The sequence below is a fragment of the Streptomyces sp. SolWspMP-5a-2 genome (genome assembly GCF_900091845.1).
Classification (GTDB): domain Bacteria; phylum Actinomycetota; class Actinomycetes; order Streptomycetales; family Streptomycetaceae; genus Streptomyces; species Streptomyces doudnae.
Genome location: NZ_FMCI01000288.1, coordinates 1 through 15,892 on the forward strand (window position 1 = coordinate 1; position 15,892 = coordinate 15,892).

Consider the following 15,892-nt stretch of genomic DNA (forward strand, 5'->3'; position numbering starts at 1 on the left):
CGCCACGGTGACCGCGCGGGCCGCGGCCCGGCCCTGGACGTGCCACATGCGGTGCCCGGCGCGGGAGAGTTCGGGCAGCGGGCGCAGGACGCGGGCGGTCTCCCGGTCCTGGGTGCCGGCCGCCGCGATGGTGCGGTGGCCGCCGACCGCCTCCGCGAGGTCGGCCGCCATCCGCCCCTGCACGCGCTGGTAGTCGCCGACGCAGGCGGTCGTGTCGCGGGCCAGGGCGCGCAGCAGCAGCGCGAGCAGGGGCGCACCGGCCAGGAGGACCAGCGCGAGCCGCGCGTCGATGATCCCCAGCGCGACCACGCCCCCGACCGGTCCCGCCGTCGCGGCCAGCAGCGCGGCGACGGCCGCGGGGGAGGTCCCGGCCTGGGCGGCGTTGCCCACCAGGCGGGCGGCCAGGTCCCCGGCGCCGAACCGGTCGGCCGCGCGGGGGCCGAGCGCCAGCACCTGTCCGGTGACCAGGCGGCGCAGCCACGCGGCGGCGCGTCCGTCGGCGGTGCCGGAGAGCACGCCCGCGGCGGCGTCCAGGACGCCGAGCAGCAGGACGAGGGCGGTGGCGCGGGCGACCCAGCGGGTCGCGGGATCACCGGCCAGCAGCAGATCGAGAGCGCGGCCCAGGACCGCGGGCAGCAGCAGTCCGGCGGCGGTGGAGGCCAGGCTCACCAGGCACAGGGCCGCGCAGTGGGCGCCGCCGTGCCGCAGCGCGGCCCGTTCGAGGGCCCGTGCGCGCGGGGTGAGGAGGTCGCGGGCGGGCGGGGCGACCGGATCGGGGGCGGCGTCGGAGACGGTCGTCATCGCTGCGGGCCTCGCGTCGGGTAGGGCGAAGGCCCCGGGCGGCCCCTCCGTGAGGAGAGGGCCACCCGGAGCCGGGTATCCGCGGTGCCGGTCAGAGACAGAGCAGAACGCTCGCCGCCGAGACGCAGGAGAGCAGGCTCGCCGTGCTCGCGCCGCCGGTGTACTCGTCCGACTCCATCGTCTGCAGGTCGAGAAGGGCCATGAGGTGTCCTTTCCTGGAACCGGCACCGTGGTGACGCGGTTCCTTGTCTTCGTGGGGACGGGGTGGTGTCACGACTCCGTCAGGTGACGGTGCCGCATTCGTGGGCCGCCGGTGGCGGCGGGAGGAACGGCAGGTGGGCGCCGCGGCCGGGTTCGAGGACCGACGCGAGGGCGAGCAGGCAACCGGCCGTTCCGGTGGCCAGGTCCATGGACAGACGCATCATCTGGTGGCCGGGGAAGGCCAGTCGGCCGCGGTAGTCCATCGCGAGCCAGCCCAGCCCGTCGATCTGCCGGTCGGTGCGCGCGGGGTCCGCGTCCGGGGCGGTGGTGCGCCCCAGGTGCAGGACCATCCCGGCGCGGCCCTGGAGCAGACCGGGCTGCGCGTAGAAGCGGGAGCTGGACGCGGTGAGGATCGCGGAGCGGGCGGCCTCGAACCGGCCGGTGCCGTCGGGGCCGTGGGCGAGCCAGTCGTCGAGGACCAGTCCGATCCCGGCGCTGCCGTCGCCCAGGTAGGGCAGGGTGCGCCAGCCCTCGTCGACCTCGAGACCGCCGTCCCGTTCGACGCACCGGTCCAGGTCCCGGCCCAGTGCCTCGCGGGCGGCGGCCAGGAACCGTCCGTCGCCGGTCTCCTCGTACCGGCGCACCAGGAACAGCGCGGGTCCGGTCCAGCCGCGCATCAGCCCGGCCCGTCGCCGGGGGGCGCCGTCGGGCACCGGTTCGGCCAGCCTGCGGACGAGGATCTCGGCCGCCTCCGCCGAACGGTCGGTGAGTTCCCGCTCGCCCGAGGTCCGCCCGAGGTGGCCGAGGACCAGACCGAGCCCGGCGAGACCACCGTGCAGGTCGGAGGAGAGATTGCGCCAGTTCTCCCGCAGGATGCCGGCGGTCAGGTCCAGGGCGCGCTGCCGGTGGCCGAGCCGGTCCAGTACGTGGGCGACGCCCGCGAGCCCGTCGTAGAGACCGAGCGGGGTCCCCGGCGGGGGTGGCGCGGTGTGGTCGAGGAGCCAGCGTTCGCCCTCGTCGTAGGGGGCCGCGCCGCTCTCCGCCAGCGCGTACAGCACCCCGGCCGCGCCGTGCGCGAGGCCCAGACCGCCGCCGTCGGAGAACTGCGCGATGTCGCCGGGGAAGAGCCGGTCGTCGCGCTGCGGGGTCGCGGAGGCGAGGATCGCCTCGACCATCGAGTCGCGGCTGTGCGGCCAGTCGCCCGGCCGGACGGGCCCGGCGGGCCCGAGGGAGGTGCGGGCGCCCTTGGTGATCTCGGCGACCGCCTCGTCGAGGAAGGTCCGCGGCACGTCGGGGAACTGCTCGGCGACGACGTCCGCGAGGTGCGCCGCCTTGCCGCGGTCCACCACGAACAGCGTCGTGACGGGCAGGAACAGGGCGAGCCGCAGACAGGCGAGCGCGTACCGGTCGACGTCCACGCCGCGCCGGTCGGGCGGGGCGAAGAAACCGGGGTGGGCGACCGTCTGACGGCCGTTCTCCTCGACCGGGGCCGCCGCCTCGAAGTCGATGAGGGAGACCGACTCGTCGTCCGGCGCGACGATGATGTTGAAGACGTGCAGGTCGTTGAAGACGATGCCGTGCGCGTGCACCTTCTCCACCGCGTCCTCGACCGCCCGGTGCACGCGCAGCGCCCACGCGGTGTAGGCGCGCACCTCCTCGGGGTCGGGGTCGGGGCCGAGCAGCGGATGGCGGTGCGCGAAGAAGGAGTTGAGGGGCTTGCCCTCGACGAAGTCCATCACCAGGAACCGGTGCTCGCCCAGCGTGAACCAGTCCCGCACCTCCGGGACCACGCCGGTGCCCGCGACCCGCCGCAGCGCGTCCCGCTCCCGTTCCAGGCGGGCCACCGCGTCCGCGCCGTCGGACGCCAGCCCGGCGTGCGGCCTGGCCTCCTTGAGCACGACCCGGCTGCCGTCACGGGTGTCGGTGCCCGAGTAGACGCCGCCGCCGTTGGAGAAGTGCAGCGCCTTCTCGATCCGGTAGGGCAGGTCCCCGACGGTGGTGGCGGCGCGCGCGGCGAGCTGCGGACGCAGGAACTCCGGCAGCGTCACCCACTCGGGGACCTGGAACGAGGGGGCTCTGCGGTCGGGAACGAGCACGCCCTCGCCGTTCTCGACCGCCGGCACCAGCGTGCCCCGCTCGTCGACGACGAACCGGCGGGCGAAGGCGCCGTAGCGGACGTACAGCGGGCCCTCCTCCCACCGCAGGTCGGTGAGGATGTAGGGGCCCTCGCAGCCTTTGAGCAGGTCGCCCAGTTCACCGAGGACGGTCTGGAGCTGCCGCTCGTCCGCCGGGTAGACGGTGACGAACTTGCCGCTGGTGTCGCGGCCCGCGTACTTGGCGTTGCGCAGGTGCAGCAGGTGCGGTCCCGGCACGAACTTGAACGGGATCCGGCGGGGCACGCAGTAGTCCCAGACGGCCGCCGCGATCCGCTCCGCGTTCTCCCGGGTCGCCGTCGAGTGGATCTTCCACCCCTGGGCGGGGGAGGGCTCCGGGGCACCGTCCGCGTCGACCGGGGTGAAGGTCAGCCAGTCCCCGCCGCGTGCCGTGTGCCAGCCCTCCGGGACCGGTCGTCCGGCCGCCGCGAACAGGGGCGCGGCCTCCTGGGTGCCCTCCGCGGCGAGCCGGTCGGGCGTGTCGTAGAAGTGCCCGTCGGCCAGTGCGTACACCTCGTACCGCTTGTCCATCCGCCTCCCCCTCCGTGGCTCGCCCTGAACATTTCCAGGCGGCCGGTGGTCGCGGACAGTCACGCCTGTCATGACATCGCCGTGCGTAACGCATGCGTCAAGTCGTGTTCGATCCCGTTTCGAGCACCTTCGCCACCGTCCCTCCGGCACCTCCGCGGAGCCCGGACCCCCACGCGCTGTGACGGCCGGCGCCCCCGCGACCCGCCCGGCCACCCGGAACGACTCCTCCGGCGCTCCCCGGAACGCGCCCCGCCGTTCGGAACACGCCCCTCCGCACTCCCCGGTGTCCGTCCGTCACCCGAACGGCCGTACGGTGACCCGCGGGTCGCCCGCCCGGTCGCCGCCGGGGTCGGGCCACCCGCCCCCGTCCTCCGCCTATTTGTCGCGAAAAGGCCCGAAACGATCCTCAGCCGTCATATGCGGTCAATCGCGGCTAGGGTGAAGCGATGAAGGCTCTCGTGCTCTCCGGTGGTGCGGGTACGCGGCTGAGGCCGATCACGCACACCTCGGCGAAACAACTCGTGCCGGTGGCCAACAAGGCCGTCCTCTTCTACGGCCTGGAGTCCATCGCGGCGGCCGGCATCACCGAGGTCGGCGTCGTCGTCGGGGACACCGCCGCCGAGATCGAGGAGTCCGTCGGCGACGGCTCCAAGTTCGGCCTGGACGTCACCTACATCCCCCAGGAGCGCCCGCTCGGCCTCGCGCACGCGGTGATCATCGCCCGCGAGTGGCTCGGCGACGACGACTTCGTGATGTACCTGGGCGACAACTTCATCGTCGGCGGCATCGCCGTCCTCGTCGACGCGTTCCGGCGCGACCGCCCCGACGCCCAGATCCTCCTCACCCGGGTGGCCGACCCGCGGGCCTTCGGCGTCGCGGAACTCGACGCCCAGGGCCAGGTGATCGGCCTGGAGGAGAAGCCGGAGCGCCCCAAGAGCGACCTCGCCCTCGTCGGCGTCTACCTGTTCACCCCGGCCATCCACGAGGCGGTGCGCGCCATCCGCCCCTCCTGGCGCGGCGAACTGGAGATCACCCACGCCATCCAGCACCTGATCGACCAGCGGGCCGACGTGCGCTGCTCGGTCATCGAGGGCTACTGGAAGGACACCGGGAACGTCGTCGACATGCTGGAGGTCAACCGCACGGTCCTGGAGACCCTCGAACAGCGCATCGACGGCGAGGTGGACGAGGCGTCCGAGACCGTCGGCCGGGTGGTGATCGAAGAAGGCGCCCGGATCGTCAACTCCCGGGTCGTGGGCCCCGTCGTGATCGGCGCCGGGACCGTCATCGAGGACTCCTACGTCGGCCCCTTCACCTCCGTCGCGGAGAACTGCAGGATCGTCGACAGCGAGCTGGAGTTCTCCATCGTGCTGCGCGACTCCTCCATCCTCGGCGTCGGCCGGATCGAGAACTCCCTGATCGGACGGCACGTCGAGGTCACCCCGGCGCCGAGCGTGCCCAGCGCCCACCGCCTCGTCCTCGGCGACCACAGCAAGGTGCAGATCCACACATGAACCTCCTCGTCACCGGCGCCGCCGGTTTCATCGGCTCCCAGTACGTGCGCGCCCTGCTCGCCGGCGGCGACCCCGGCGTCCGCCGCGTCACCGTGCTCGACAAGCTCACCTACGCCGGGAACCTCGACAACCTCGATCTCGACGACCCCCGGATCGACTTCGTGCAGGGCGACATCCGCGACGCCGAACTCGTCGACCGGCTGATCGCCGACGCCGACCAGATCGTCCACTTCGCCGCCGAGTCCCACGTGGACCGCTCGATCTCCGGCGCGGGCGACTTCGTCCTCACCAACGTGGTCGGCACCCAGACCCTGCTGGAGGCCGCCCTCCGGCACGGCGTCGGACCCTTCGTGCACGTCTCCACCGACGAGGTCTACGGATCCGTCGAGACCGGGGCGAGCACCGAGCGGGACCCGCTGAGCCCCAACTCCCCGTACTCCGCGTCCAAGGCGGCCTCCGACCTGCTCGCCCTCGCCTACCACCGCACCCACGGCCTGGACGTCCGCGTCACCCGCTGCTCCAACAACTACGGCCCGTACCAGTACCCCGAGAAGGTCGTGCCGCTGTTCGTCACCCGCCTCCTCGACGGCCGCACCGTCCCCCTGTACGGCGACGGCCGCAACGTCCGCGACTGGCTGCACGTCGACGACCACTGCCGGGGCGTCGACCTCGTCCGCACCCGGGGCCGCGCGGGCGAGGTCTACAACATCGGCGGCGGCACCGAGCTGACCAACCGCGACCTCACCGGGCTGCTCCTCACGGCGTGCGGGGCGGGCTGGGACCGGGTCGAGCACGTCGCCGACCGCAAGGGCCACGACCTGCGCTACTGCGTCGACTGGAGCAAGGCCCGCGACGAACTCGGCTACCGGCCGCGCCGCGACTTCACCACCGGCCTCGCCGAGACCGTCGCCTGGTACCGCGACCACCGCGACTGGTGGCAGCCCCTGAACCGGCGCACCGCGTGAGATGGCTGGTCACCGGCGCCGCCGGGATGCTCGGCCGGGACACCGTCGGCGAACTCGCCCGGCGCGGCGCCGAGGTGACCGGCCTCGACCGCGCCGCCCTCGACCTCACCCGGCCCGACGCCGTCGAGGCCGCGCTGGCCGCGCACCGCCCCGACCTCGTCGTCAACTGCGCCGCCTACACCGCCGTCGACGCGGCCGAGACCGACGAGGCGACCGCCCTGCGGGTCAACGGCGACGGGCCCCGCCACCTCGCCCGCGCCTGCGCCGCGACCGGCGCCCGCCTCGTGCACGTCTCCACCGACTACGTCTTCCCCGGCGACGCCCGCGCCCCCTACCCGGAGGACCACCCCACCGGACCGCGCACCGCCTACGGCCGCACCAAACTCGCGGGCGAGCGCGCCGTCCTGACGGAACTCCCCGGCGCGAGCGCCGTCGTGCGCACCGCCTGGCTCTACGGGGTCCACGGCCGCAGCTTCGTCCGCGCCATGATCGGTCTCGAGGCCGAGCGGCGGACCGTGGACGTCGTCGACGACCAGTACGGCCAGCCCACCTGGAGCGCGGACGTCGCCGCCCGGATCGCCGACCTCGGACCGCTCGTCGGCCACGGCGCATCCGGCGTCTTCCACGCCACCTCGCGCGGCGTGACCACCTGGTACGACCTGGCCCGCGAGGTCTTCACCCGGCTCGGCGCCGACCCCGGCCGGGTCAGGCCCGTCGCGAGCGCCGCGTTCCCGCGGCCCGCGCCCCGCCCCGCCTACAGCGCCCTCGGACACGGCCGCTGGCGCGGCGCGGGACTCCCGCCGACGCGCCCCTGGCGCACCGCCCTGCACGAAGCACTTCCCCTGATCCGCGAGGAGTCCGCCCGTGAAACGCCATGAGTTCCTGCGAGGACTGCACCGGGTGAGCGCCAACCGCACCTACCTGGAGATCGGGGTGAACGACGGCCGCAGCCTCGCCCTGTCCCGGGTCCCGAGCGTCGCCGTCGACCCCGCGTTCAAGGTGGTCGCGGAGCTGCGCTGCGACGTCCACCTGGCCAGGGCGACCAGCGACGACTTCTTCGCCCGCGCCGACCCGCTGGGCCATCTGCGCGGCGGCCGCAACCCCGTCCGCAACCTGCGCCGGGGCAGGCATCCGCTCGGCCACTGGCGGCGCCCCGTCCTCGACCTGGCGTTCATCGACGGCATGCACCTGTTCGAGTACGCCCTGCGGGACTTCATCAACATCGAGAGGCACACCGGGTGGGGGAGCGTCGTCGTCCTGGACGACATGCTGCCCCGGAGCGCCGACGAGGCGGCCCGCGACCGGCACACCACCGCCTGGACCGGGGACGTCTACAAACTCACCGGGATCCTCGCCCGCTACCGGCCCGACCTGGTGACCGTCCTCGTCGACACCCGGCCCACCGGCCAGCTCGTGGTCTTCGGCGCCGACCGCCGCTCCACCGTCCTCGCCGACCGGTACGACGAGATCGTCGCCGAGCACCTGGTGCCCGACCCGCAGAAGGTGCCGGACGCGGTCGTCGAACGGGCGGCGGCGGTGTCGCCCGAGACGCTGCTCGGCGCCGGGTTCTGGCGCCCGCTGGTGCGCGCCCGCGACCGCGGTCTGAGCCGGGTGCGCGGCTGGGAACCGCTGCGCGCCGCGCTCGCCGGGTTCAGCTCGGGCCGCTGAACTCCCCCTCGCGCAGCCGCCGGTAGCGGTCCGCGCACCGCGCGTACGACGGCAGCAGCCCGGCCCGCTCCGCCTCGGCGAGGGTGGGCGCCGCGGCGTCCTTCTCCGACAGCAGCGGGGTGATCCCGGCGGGCCACTCGATGCCGAGGCCGGGGTCGAGGGCGTGCACGCCGTGCTCGTGCTCGGGCGCGTAGCCGCTGGACGTCAGGTACACCACCGTGGCGTCGTCGGTGAGCGCGAGGAACGCGTGCCCGAGCCCCTCCGCGAGGAACACCGCGCGCCGGTCGGTGTCGTCCAGGCGGACCGCCTCCCAGCGCCGGTAGGTGGGGGAGCCGGTGCGCAGGTCGACCACCACGTCGAGGACCGCGCCGCGCAGGCACGACACCCACTTGGCCTGGCCGGGCGGCACGTCGCTGAAGTGCACCCCGCGCAGCACGCCCCGCCGCGAGACCGAGCAGTTGGCCTGGGCGAGGGGCAGGTCGTACCCGGTCGCCGCGCGGAACTCGGCGCCCCGGTACCACTCGTGGAAGGTGCCGCGCCCGTCGGGGAACACCGTCGGTTCCAGGACCCAGGCGTCGGCGACGTCCAGTGCGCGCATACGGTCACCTCCCTCGTCCTGCGGGCTTCCTCGGTGTCCTGCCCAGGAGCGCGGCCAGCACCCGGCGCAGCCGCCGCGCGACCCGCCGCGGGCCGCCGGGGTGCGGGCGGCGGACCACCTCGACGGTGCGCGCTCCGGCCCGCAGCGCGAGCGGCAGCGGCAGGAAGCGCGGCACCGCGGCGTCCGGGACCGGGCAGAGCGCCGTCCGCCAGGTGCCGCCCGCCAGTCCGGCGGCGGGCAGGACGGCCTCCAGCAGGGCGGCGCCGTCCTCGCCCGGCGCGAGCCTGCCGGGCGTGTCCACCGTCCGCCCGTCCTGTCCTTCGCGGGTGAACCGCAGCAGGACGTCGGTGGCGCCGGTGACGTGCAGCGGCAGCGGCGCGCGCAGGCTCCCGGCGGTGACCGCGGCGTCCTCGGGCCCGAGGGCGGAGAACCCCAGCCGCTTGGCCGCCCGGTCGACGTCCAGGGAGAGCTGCCCGTGCCGGTCCGTCCAGTACGGGAGCGTCACCCGGCCCGCGGTGACGGCGGCCCGGGTCGCGGCGCGTGCCTTGCGCGGGCCCGGCCCGATCCGGCACTCCTTGGTCCAGCCGCCCAGCCTGACCCGCGCGACGAGGTCCCACAGCCCGGCGCGCAGCGGGTCGCCGCCCGCCGCCGTGGCGGGGTCGACGGTCGCCGTCGCCCGCATCACCAGGCGGACCTGCCCGCTGTCCTCGACCGGCACGATCTCCCGGGACACCTCCACGGGCTGGAAGTACTGGGCGCCGCTCGCGCGTTCGCGCACCAGCAGGTCCGCGGTGCCGGTGGCGAACCGGGCGACGGAGTCGGCGCCGACCCGGGCGACCGCGGCGGGCACGTCCGGGGGCGGGCCGTCCGGCGGGGCACCGCCGCCGGAGAGCACCAGGGGGGTGCCCGCGGCCGTGAACTCGGCGGCGAAGCCGACCTCCAGCAGCCCGTCACGCCAGGCGACGCGTTCCGGCGCCGCCACGAGGCCGATCCCGGCCTCCCACTCGGCGAAGGCGAGGGCGTCGTCGTACCGGTCGGCGGCGGCGAACGCGGCCACCACCTGCTGGACGGGCGGGAGTCCGGCGGCCACGCCGGGCCCGAACCGCTCCACGACCACGGAGCGGATCTCCTCGAAGAGCGTCCTGCGGTAGTCGTCGGGCAGGGCGAGGAAGCGCCGTCCGCGCAGCCGCTCCACCATCTCCACCCGCAGCCAGCGCCGGAAGAGACCGTCGCGCACCGGCCCCGGCGCGGTGTACCGCTCGACGACGTCGAGGGCCTCGCGGAGGTTCTTGAAGTAGCCGACCGGCTCGAAGCGCTGGATCCCCGCGTTCGCCGCGTCGGCCCGGCGGATGTGGTAGTAGCAGACGTAGTCCCCGATGACGCTGACGTTCGCCGCCCGCAGGTACGCCTCGGTGACGAAGACGTGGTCCTCCAGGCGCCGCCGCCCCTCCGGGAACCGCAGTCCGATCTCGTCCAGGAACGCCCGGCGGAACATCTTGTGCGGGGTGAGGCTGTCGATCAGCGGGGCGTCCTCGACGGAGGCGCGCGGCCGGTTGGCCCGGAACAGCTCGACCGGCACCGAGCGCCCCCGGCCCGCCATCTTGCCGACGACCACGTCGGCCCCGTTGGCCACGCCGTAGCCGTACATCCGCTCCAGGGCCTCGGCGCCGAGGTGGTCGTCGTCGTCGACGAACATGACGTACTCGCCGCGGGCCGCGTCGATGCCGACGTTGCGCGGCTTGCCCGACCAGCCGGAGTTCTCCTGGTGGACGACCCGCACCCGCTCCTCCCCGGCGGCGAGGGCGTCGAGGAGGGCCGGGGTGCCGTCGGTCGAACCGTCGTCCACGAAGATCACTTCGTACGCGTCGGCCGGCAGGGACTGGCCGAGGAGGGAGGCCGCGCACTCCTCGATGTAGCTCCCCGGGTTGTAGACGGGGACGATGACACTGACCTTGACCGGCATCGGGCTCGGAGTCCCCTCGGGTCGTTCGCCGTGGTGGTGCGGTGGCCAGATGCTATCCCGGGCGGTCGCTTTGCCCCACTCGTCCCAGGTGTCCGTCAGTTGTCCGTGCGGTGGCTCAGCCGTGTGCGGCGGCGAGCAGACCGAGGATCTCCTCCGTCGTGCCGGTCTCGCCCAACCGGGGGAACAACTGCTCGACGCTGGCCCGGTGCGCCTCGGCGCTGCGGTCGCTCATCGCGTCCGTCGCCAGCGTGACGTGGTAGCCGTGCTCGTGGGCCGCGCGGGCGGTGGACTCCACACCGATGCTGGTGGCGATGCCGGTCAGCACGATCTGGGTGACGCCCCTGCGGCGGAGCTGGAGGTCCAGGTCGGTGCCGTAGAACGCGCCCCAGTTGCGCTTGGTGACGACGACGTCCTCCGGGTGCCCGGACAGCTCGTCGACGATCACGTCCCAGCCCTCCGGGAGGGTGGCGCCGGAACCGGCGACCTCGGTGCGGCCGACGGGGGCGTCGGAGCCGTCGGCGGCGAACGAGACCCGGACGAGCACCACCGGCAGCCCGTGCGAGCGGAAGGCGTCGGCGAGCGCGGCCGAGCGGGCGATGACCTCGGCCGCCGGGTGCGGCTGGACGGGCATCGCGGCGATGCCCGCCTGGAGGTCGATCACCACGAGGGCGGAGCGGGGGTCGAGGGCGGTGACGGTCATGTGCGTGCCTTTCGGGACGGGGTGAGCGCGCTCAGGGAGCGGTCGGGAAGGGTGATCGCCAGCAGCAGGGCCGATCCGGCGAGCATGAACAGGGCCAGCTCGTGCAGGCCCGGGGTGTCGGCGCGGTGCGGGAAGAAGGCCGCGGTGGCGGCCGACGCGCCCAGTGCGCCGAGGTAGCTGAAGGTGCGCAGCAGCCCGGCGGCGGAGGCGATGCGCGCGGGCTCCGCCTGCCGGTACAGCGTGTTCTGGGTGGCGAGGCCGATCAGGCCCTGCGGCACGCCCATCACGGCGCTCGCCGCGAGGAGCGCCCAGAGCGGGGTGCCCGCCCCGGCCGCCAGCAGTCCCGCGCAGACCGCCACCTGGACCGCCGATCCGACCAGCAGCTTGCTCCGGGGCGCCTCGCTGCGGCCGGTGAGCGCGGAGACGGCGAGCGCCGACGCGGACAGCGGCAGCAGCACCAGCCCGGCCGTCCCGGGGGAGAGCCCGCGCCCCTGTTCGAGCCACTGCGTGAACCCGTACAGGAAGGCGTACGAGGTGGTGTACGCCAGGAGCTGGCGCAGGTAGGTGACGAGCAGCGGGACGTTGCCGCCCAGCACCCGCAGGTCGACGAAGGGCCCCTGCACCCGCAGCTCCCGCGCCGCGAAACCGGCCCCGGTGAGCACGGCGAGCACCGGCAGGTACCAGCGGTCGGGCCGGGGCGCCATCAGGAACAGCATCAGCGCCACCAGCGTGACCGCGAACAGGGCCATGCCGGGCAGGTCCACCCCGCGCGCCCGGTCCGCCGCCCCGGGCCTGGTCCGCGGCAGCCGCAGGGCGCCGAGGACCAGGCAGGCGGCGGAGAGCGGCACGTTGACGGTGAACACGGCGCGCCAGCCGCCGAGGCCGATCAGCAGCCCGCCGAGCGCGGGCCCGACCACGGCGACCGTCTGGTTGGCGACGGCCAGCGCCGTCAGCACGGCGGCCGGACTGTCCTTCCCGGTGCGTTCGTTCTCCCGGCGGATGAGCTGCATGGCCGCCGGGTACGCGGCCGAGGTGCCGAACCCGAGCAGCACCCGGGCGCCGATCAGCGCGCCGAGAGAGGGCGCGAGGGCGCCGAGCAGTCCGGCGACGCCGACCAGCCCGGTGCCGATCAGGTACAGGGTCCTGGGCCCGAACATGTCGACCAGCCGTCCGACGACGGGCTGGCCCACCGCGGTCGCCAGGTAGAGCGCCGAGACCAGCCACGCGGTCTCGGCGGGCGGTGCGCCGAAGGCGATGCCGATCGGCACCAGCGCGACGGCGATCATCGACGAGTTGACGGGGTTGAGCACCGACCCGATGAGCATCGGGGCGATCAGCCCGCGGTCGAACCCGTCGGGGGCGGGTGCCCCCGTCCCGGTCCTGCGGCGGGCGGCGTCGCGGTCCGTCACGGCCGGGTGAGCCGTTCCAGCAGGGCGAGGCCGTCGAGCACGGTGCGCCGCTCCTCCTCGGTGCAGCGGTCCTGGAAGGCGCGGGCCAGCCACTCCTCGCGGGCCTGCCGGTCGCCCTCGACGCGTTCGCGCCCGGCGTCGGTCAGGGTGACCAGGAGGCGGCGGCCGTCGTCGGGGTCGGGGCTGCGCCGGATCAGGCCGCCGCGGTCCAGGGCGGCCAGGGTGGTGGCCATCGACTGCGGGCGCACCCCCTCGGCGGTGGCCAGCGCGCTCGCCGTGGCGGCGCCGTGCTTGGCGACCAGCGTGAGGGCGGAGACCTGCGGCGGGCTGAGCACGTCGTCCCCGGAGACCTCCCGGATCCGGCGGCGCAGCCTGCTGAAGACCACCCGCACGTCGCGCGCGGCGCGGGCGGCGGAGTCGGAGATGTCCCCGGGCGGGTCGGTGGCGTTCGCGTCCATGCCGTCCACGGTAAAACCGACAGCCGAAACTGTCCAGTTCAGCCTGCGCAGTTTTACCTGTAGATCACCTCCGGGCGGCGCGGCTCGCCCCGGCGTGGCCCGAGGTCCACGGGTGCGGCTCGTCCGGCGGGTCCGACCGCTGCGCACCGGTCGCCAGACAAGCCCAACTGGGCTTTGAGACAGGCAACTTACCTGTGAGTCAGAAGTGTTGACGGGGTCCGGCAACGGCCGGACTGTAGTGGACATGCCGAATCTACGTGCGCGACTGCTCGCCGTGCTGGTGGTCCTCTGCGGACTGCCGGCGGTGACGGGGACCACCCCCGCCACCGCCGCCGTCCCCGGCTCCCTCCCCTTCGACGGCACGGCCCTCACCGTGTCGAACGGCCGCTTCGTCGACGGCGGGGGCCGCGAGGTCGTGCTGCGCGGCTACAACGTCTCCGGTGAGACCAAGCTCGCCGAGAACGACGGCCTGCCGTTCGCCTCCGTCGCCGACGCCCGCACCTCCGCCACCGCGCTGCGCGCCCTCGGCGGCGGCAACTCCGTCCGCTTCCTGCTCTCCTGGGCCTTCGCGGAACCCGTCCGCGGCCAGGTCGACACCGGATACCTGGCCGCCGCCACCGCGCAGATGAAGGCGTTCCTCGACGCGGGCCTGCGCGTCTACCCCGACTTCCACCAGGACCTCTACTCCCGCCACCTGTTCACCACCGGGAGCTGGTACACCGGTGACGGCGCCCCCGCCTGGGCGGTACAACTCGGCGGCTACGCCCAGGAGTCGTGCGGGATCTGCCTCTTCTGGGGCCAGAACATCACCCAGAACGGCGCGGTGACGGCGGCCCAGCACGACTTCTGGCACAACGCCCACGGCCTCCAGGACGCCTTCCTCGCCACCGCCCAGCAGACCATGACGTACCTCCGGCAGAACCTGAGCACCGAGCAGTTCGCCGGCGTCGTCGGCTTCGACCCGTACAACGAGCCCTACGCCGGCACCTACGACTCCGGGCAGACCTCCCGCACCTGGGAGCGGGACCTGCTGTGGCCCTTCTACACCAGGTTCCGCGCCCGGATGGACAGCGCGGGCTGGCAGGACAAACCGGCGCTCGTCGAGCCCAACCTCTTCTGGAACTCCAACATCTCCACCCAGAAGCAGGAGGGCGGACTGCTGGACGCGGGGACGCTCGGCTCCCGGTACGTCCTCAACACCCACTTCTACGACCAGAAGGCCATCTCCGGCGTCCTGATGTGGGGCAACGCCTCCGACGGCCAGTACGCGGGCGACTTCGGCACCGTCCGCGACCGCGCGGCGGCGGCCGGGACCACCTCCGTCGTCAGCGAGTTCGGGCACCCGCTGTCCGGCACCGTCGCGGGCAAGGCGCCGACCGTCCTCAAAGCCATGTACCAGGCCCTCGACTCCCGTGTCCCTGGCGCCGGTTGGTGGACCTCACCGAGCACCTCGGGACCGGTGCTCTCCGGCTCGCAGTGGCAGTGGGACCTCTACAGCGGACGCCACCACGAGCTGATGAACGGCAACACCGGCAAGGTCCTCACCGCCGGTGACGCCTGGAACGACGAGGACCTCTCCGCCGTCCGCCTCGACGACGCGGGCGCCCCGGCGCTCCGCCAGGACGCCCGCCTCCTGGACCGCGTCTACCCGAGCGCCACCGCGGGCACCGCCCTCGCCTTCACCTACGAGGACCGCTCCCGCGACGGCTCCACCACGCTGACCTGGAACCCGGTGCCCAGCAGCCTCCCGAACGTCTCCCGGCTCGTCGGCTCGGGCCAGTACGGGCTGCTGGTCTGGCGCTCGGGCAGCGGCTCCGCACCCACCGAACTCCATCTGCCCGCCTCCTTCCCGACGGCCGCCACCACCGTCGTCTCCGACCTCGGCACGGTCCACGGCCCGCCCGCCTACACCGCCTCCGCGCCGGTCGCCGCGACCGCCGAACCCGGCGGCACCGGCAGCCGCCGCCTGCTGCTCACCGACGCCGACTCCGGTGTCACCCACTATGCGCTGGTGACCAACGGGGCCACCGACCCGTCCTCGGCGCTGCTCTCCGCCGCCCGCTCCGAACTGTCCGCCTGGCTGGCCGCACGCTTCTGAATCCGGCGCCCTCGGGAGGTCCCCGGCGACCGGCCGGGGATCTTCCGCGCACCGCCCGCCCTGAACCCTTCTCCCCGGACTGTCCGCAGGTCACAATATGTGGATCGGAAGACCAGGGAGGCTCTCAGTGGCGGGCAGGCTCAAGGCGCCGACCGGCCGGTACGGCGGCAAGTCCGCCGTGGAACGCCAGGCCGAGCGGCGCAGACGGTTCCTGGCCGCCGCCCTGGAGCTGTTCGGCGACACCCCCGGCTACCGGGGCACCACGGTCGCCGCCCTCAGCGAGACCGCGGGCCTGTCCACCCGTCAGTTCTACGAGGAGTTCCGCACCCTGGAGGACGTCCTCGCGGCCCTGCACCTCCAGGTCAACGACTGGGCCGAGCAGGCGGTCCTGGCCGCCTACGCCACCGTCCGGCACCTGCCGCTGCCCGAACGGGTCGGCGCCCTCTTCCGCGCCTACGCCGACTACGTCAGCGGCGATCCCCGCCGGATCCGGATCACGTTCGTCGAGGTCATCGGCGTCAGCCCCGGCCTGGAGGAGCAGCGGCTGACCCGCCGCGCCCGCTGGGTCGACCTGGTCTGCGCGGAGGCCGCCGCGTCCGCCGCGCGGGGTGAGGCGGCCCCCCGCGACTACCGCCTCGCCGCGACCGCCTTCATCGGCAGCGTGAACGGTCTCCTGCACGACTGGAACGCGGGGTGGGTCCCCGCGACGCTCGACGAGGTCGTCGACGAACTGGTGGCCCAGCTCCTGGGCATCCTGCGCCCCCGGGGCTGGAACCCCCCGGACGACTGACCGACCACGGGCCGGGCCCGGAGGGACCCCCGAGACCGGAGGG

At 74.3% G+C, this 15,892-nt stretch carries 14 protein-coding genes; 6 read left to right on the top strand and 8 right to left on the bottom strand.

Annotated elements, in window-relative coordinates:
• From GA0115242_RS28925 to lanKC, 3 genes are all read right to left on the bottom strand, one after another.
• Nucleotides 1-801, bottom strand: an 801-nt coding sequence (locus GA0115242_RS28925) for an ABC transporter transmembrane domain-containing protein (protein WP_141721785.1), incomplete at its 3' end; no start/stop codon positions are given.
• Between the two features lie 91 nt (nt 802-892).
• Nucleotides 893-1,003, bottom strand: coding sequence for a SapB/AmfS family lanthipeptide (locus tag GA0115242_RS28930; protein WP_093833627.1), 111 nt, complete (start codon nt 1,001-1,003; stop codon nt 893-895).
• A gap of 79 nt (nt 1,004-1,082) precedes the next feature.
• Nucleotides 1,083-3,686, bottom strand: a complete 2,604-nt coding sequence (lanKC, locus tag GA0115242_RS28935) for a class III lanthionine synthetase LanKC (protein WP_093833629.1) — start codon at nt 3,684-3,686, stop codon at nt 1,083-1,085.
• A 446-nt stretch (nt 3,687-4,132) separates the two neighbouring features.
• Here lanKC and GA0115242_RS28940 point away from each other — a divergent pair, with 446 nt between their 5' ends.
• From GA0115242_RS28940 to GA0115242_RS28955, 4 genes are read left to right on the top strand one after another with little or no spacing between them, the layout of a single operon-like run.
• Nucleotides 4,133-5,200, top strand: a complete 1,068-nt coding sequence (locus GA0115242_RS28940) for a glucose-1-phosphate thymidylyltransferase (protein ID WP_093833631.1) — start codon at nt 4,133-4,135, stop codon at nt 5,198-5,200.
• Nucleotides 5,197-6,165 (top strand): dTDP-glucose 4,6-dehydratase, encoded by a 969-nt coding sequence (gene rfbB, locus GA0115242_RS28945; RefSeq protein ID WP_093833633.1) that lies wholly within the window; start codon nt 5,197-5,199, stop codon nt 6,163-6,165. The genes GA0115242_RS28940 and rfbB overlap by 4 nt, the downstream gene beginning before the upstream one ends.
• Nucleotides 6,162-7,043, top strand: coding sequence for a dTDP-4-dehydrorhamnose reductase (gene rfbD, locus GA0115242_RS28950; protein ID WP_093833635.1), 882 nt, complete (start codon nt 6,162-6,164; stop codon nt 7,041-7,043). Before rfbB ends, rfbD begins: the two co-directional genes overlap by 4 nt.
• Complete coding sequence (locus tag GA0115242_RS28955; protein WP_093833637.1) at nt 7,030-7,833, top strand: methyltransferase type 11; 804 nt, start codon at nt 7,030-7,032, stop codon at nt 7,831-7,833. The genes rfbD and GA0115242_RS28955 overlap by 14 nt, the downstream gene beginning before the upstream one ends.
• On the opposite strand, the gene rfbC is transcribed toward GA0115242_RS28955, so the two are convergent.
• From rfbC to GA0115242_RS28980, 5 genes are all read right to left on the bottom strand, one after another.
• A complete protein-coding gene (rfbC, locus tag GA0115242_RS28960; protein ID WP_093833639.1) occupies nt 7,817-8,431 on the bottom strand; it encodes a dTDP-4-dehydrorhamnose 3,5-epimerase in 615 nt (204 codons plus the stop codon). The genes GA0115242_RS28955 and rfbC overlap by 17 nt on opposite strands.
• Before the next feature lie 4 nt (nt 8,432-8,435).
• Nucleotides 8,436-10,394, bottom strand: coding sequence for a glycosyltransferase family 2 protein (locus tag GA0115242_RS28965; RefSeq protein ID WP_093833641.1), 1,959 nt, complete (start codon nt 10,392-10,394; stop codon nt 8,436-8,438).
• 115 nt (nt 10,395-10,509) lie between these two features.
• On the bottom strand, nt 10,510-11,094 hold the full coding sequence (locus GA0115242_RS28970; protein ID WP_093833643.1) for a hydrolase: 585 nt from the start codon (nt 11,092-11,094) through the stop codon (nt 10,510-10,512).
• On the bottom strand, nt 11,091-12,503 hold the full coding sequence (locus GA0115242_RS28975) for an MFS transporter (RefSeq protein WP_256089786.1): 1,413 nt from the start codon (nt 12,501-12,503) through the stop codon (nt 11,091-11,093). Before GA0115242_RS28975 ends, GA0115242_RS28970 begins: the two co-directional genes overlap by 4 nt.
• Nucleotides 12,500-12,961 carry a MarR family winged helix-turn-helix transcriptional regulator gene (locus GA0115242_RS28980; protein ID WP_093833649.1) on the bottom strand — a complete coding sequence of 154 codons (462 nt, stop codon included), beginning with the start codon at nt 12,959-12,961 and terminating at the stop codon, nt 12,500-12,502. Before GA0115242_RS28980 ends, GA0115242_RS28975 begins: the two co-directional genes overlap by 4 nt.
• A gap of 244 nt (nt 12,962-13,205) precedes the next feature.
• On the opposite strand from GA0115242_RS28980, the gene GA0115242_RS28985 reads away from it, so the two are divergent.
• Both GA0115242_RS28985 and GA0115242_RS28990 read left to right on the top strand, forming a co-directional pair.
• Nucleotides 13,206-15,059, top strand: a complete 1,854-nt coding sequence (locus GA0115242_RS28985) for a cellulase family glycosylhydrolase (protein ID WP_093833651.1) — start codon at nt 13,206-13,208, stop codon at nt 15,057-15,059.
• Between the two features lie 127 nt (nt 15,060-15,186).
• Nucleotides 15,187-15,849, top strand: a complete 663-nt coding sequence (locus GA0115242_RS28990) for a TetR/AcrR family transcriptional regulator (RefSeq protein WP_093833645.1) — start codon at nt 15,187-15,189, stop codon at nt 15,847-15,849.
• Nucleotides 15,850-15,892 lie beyond the last annotated feature (43 nt).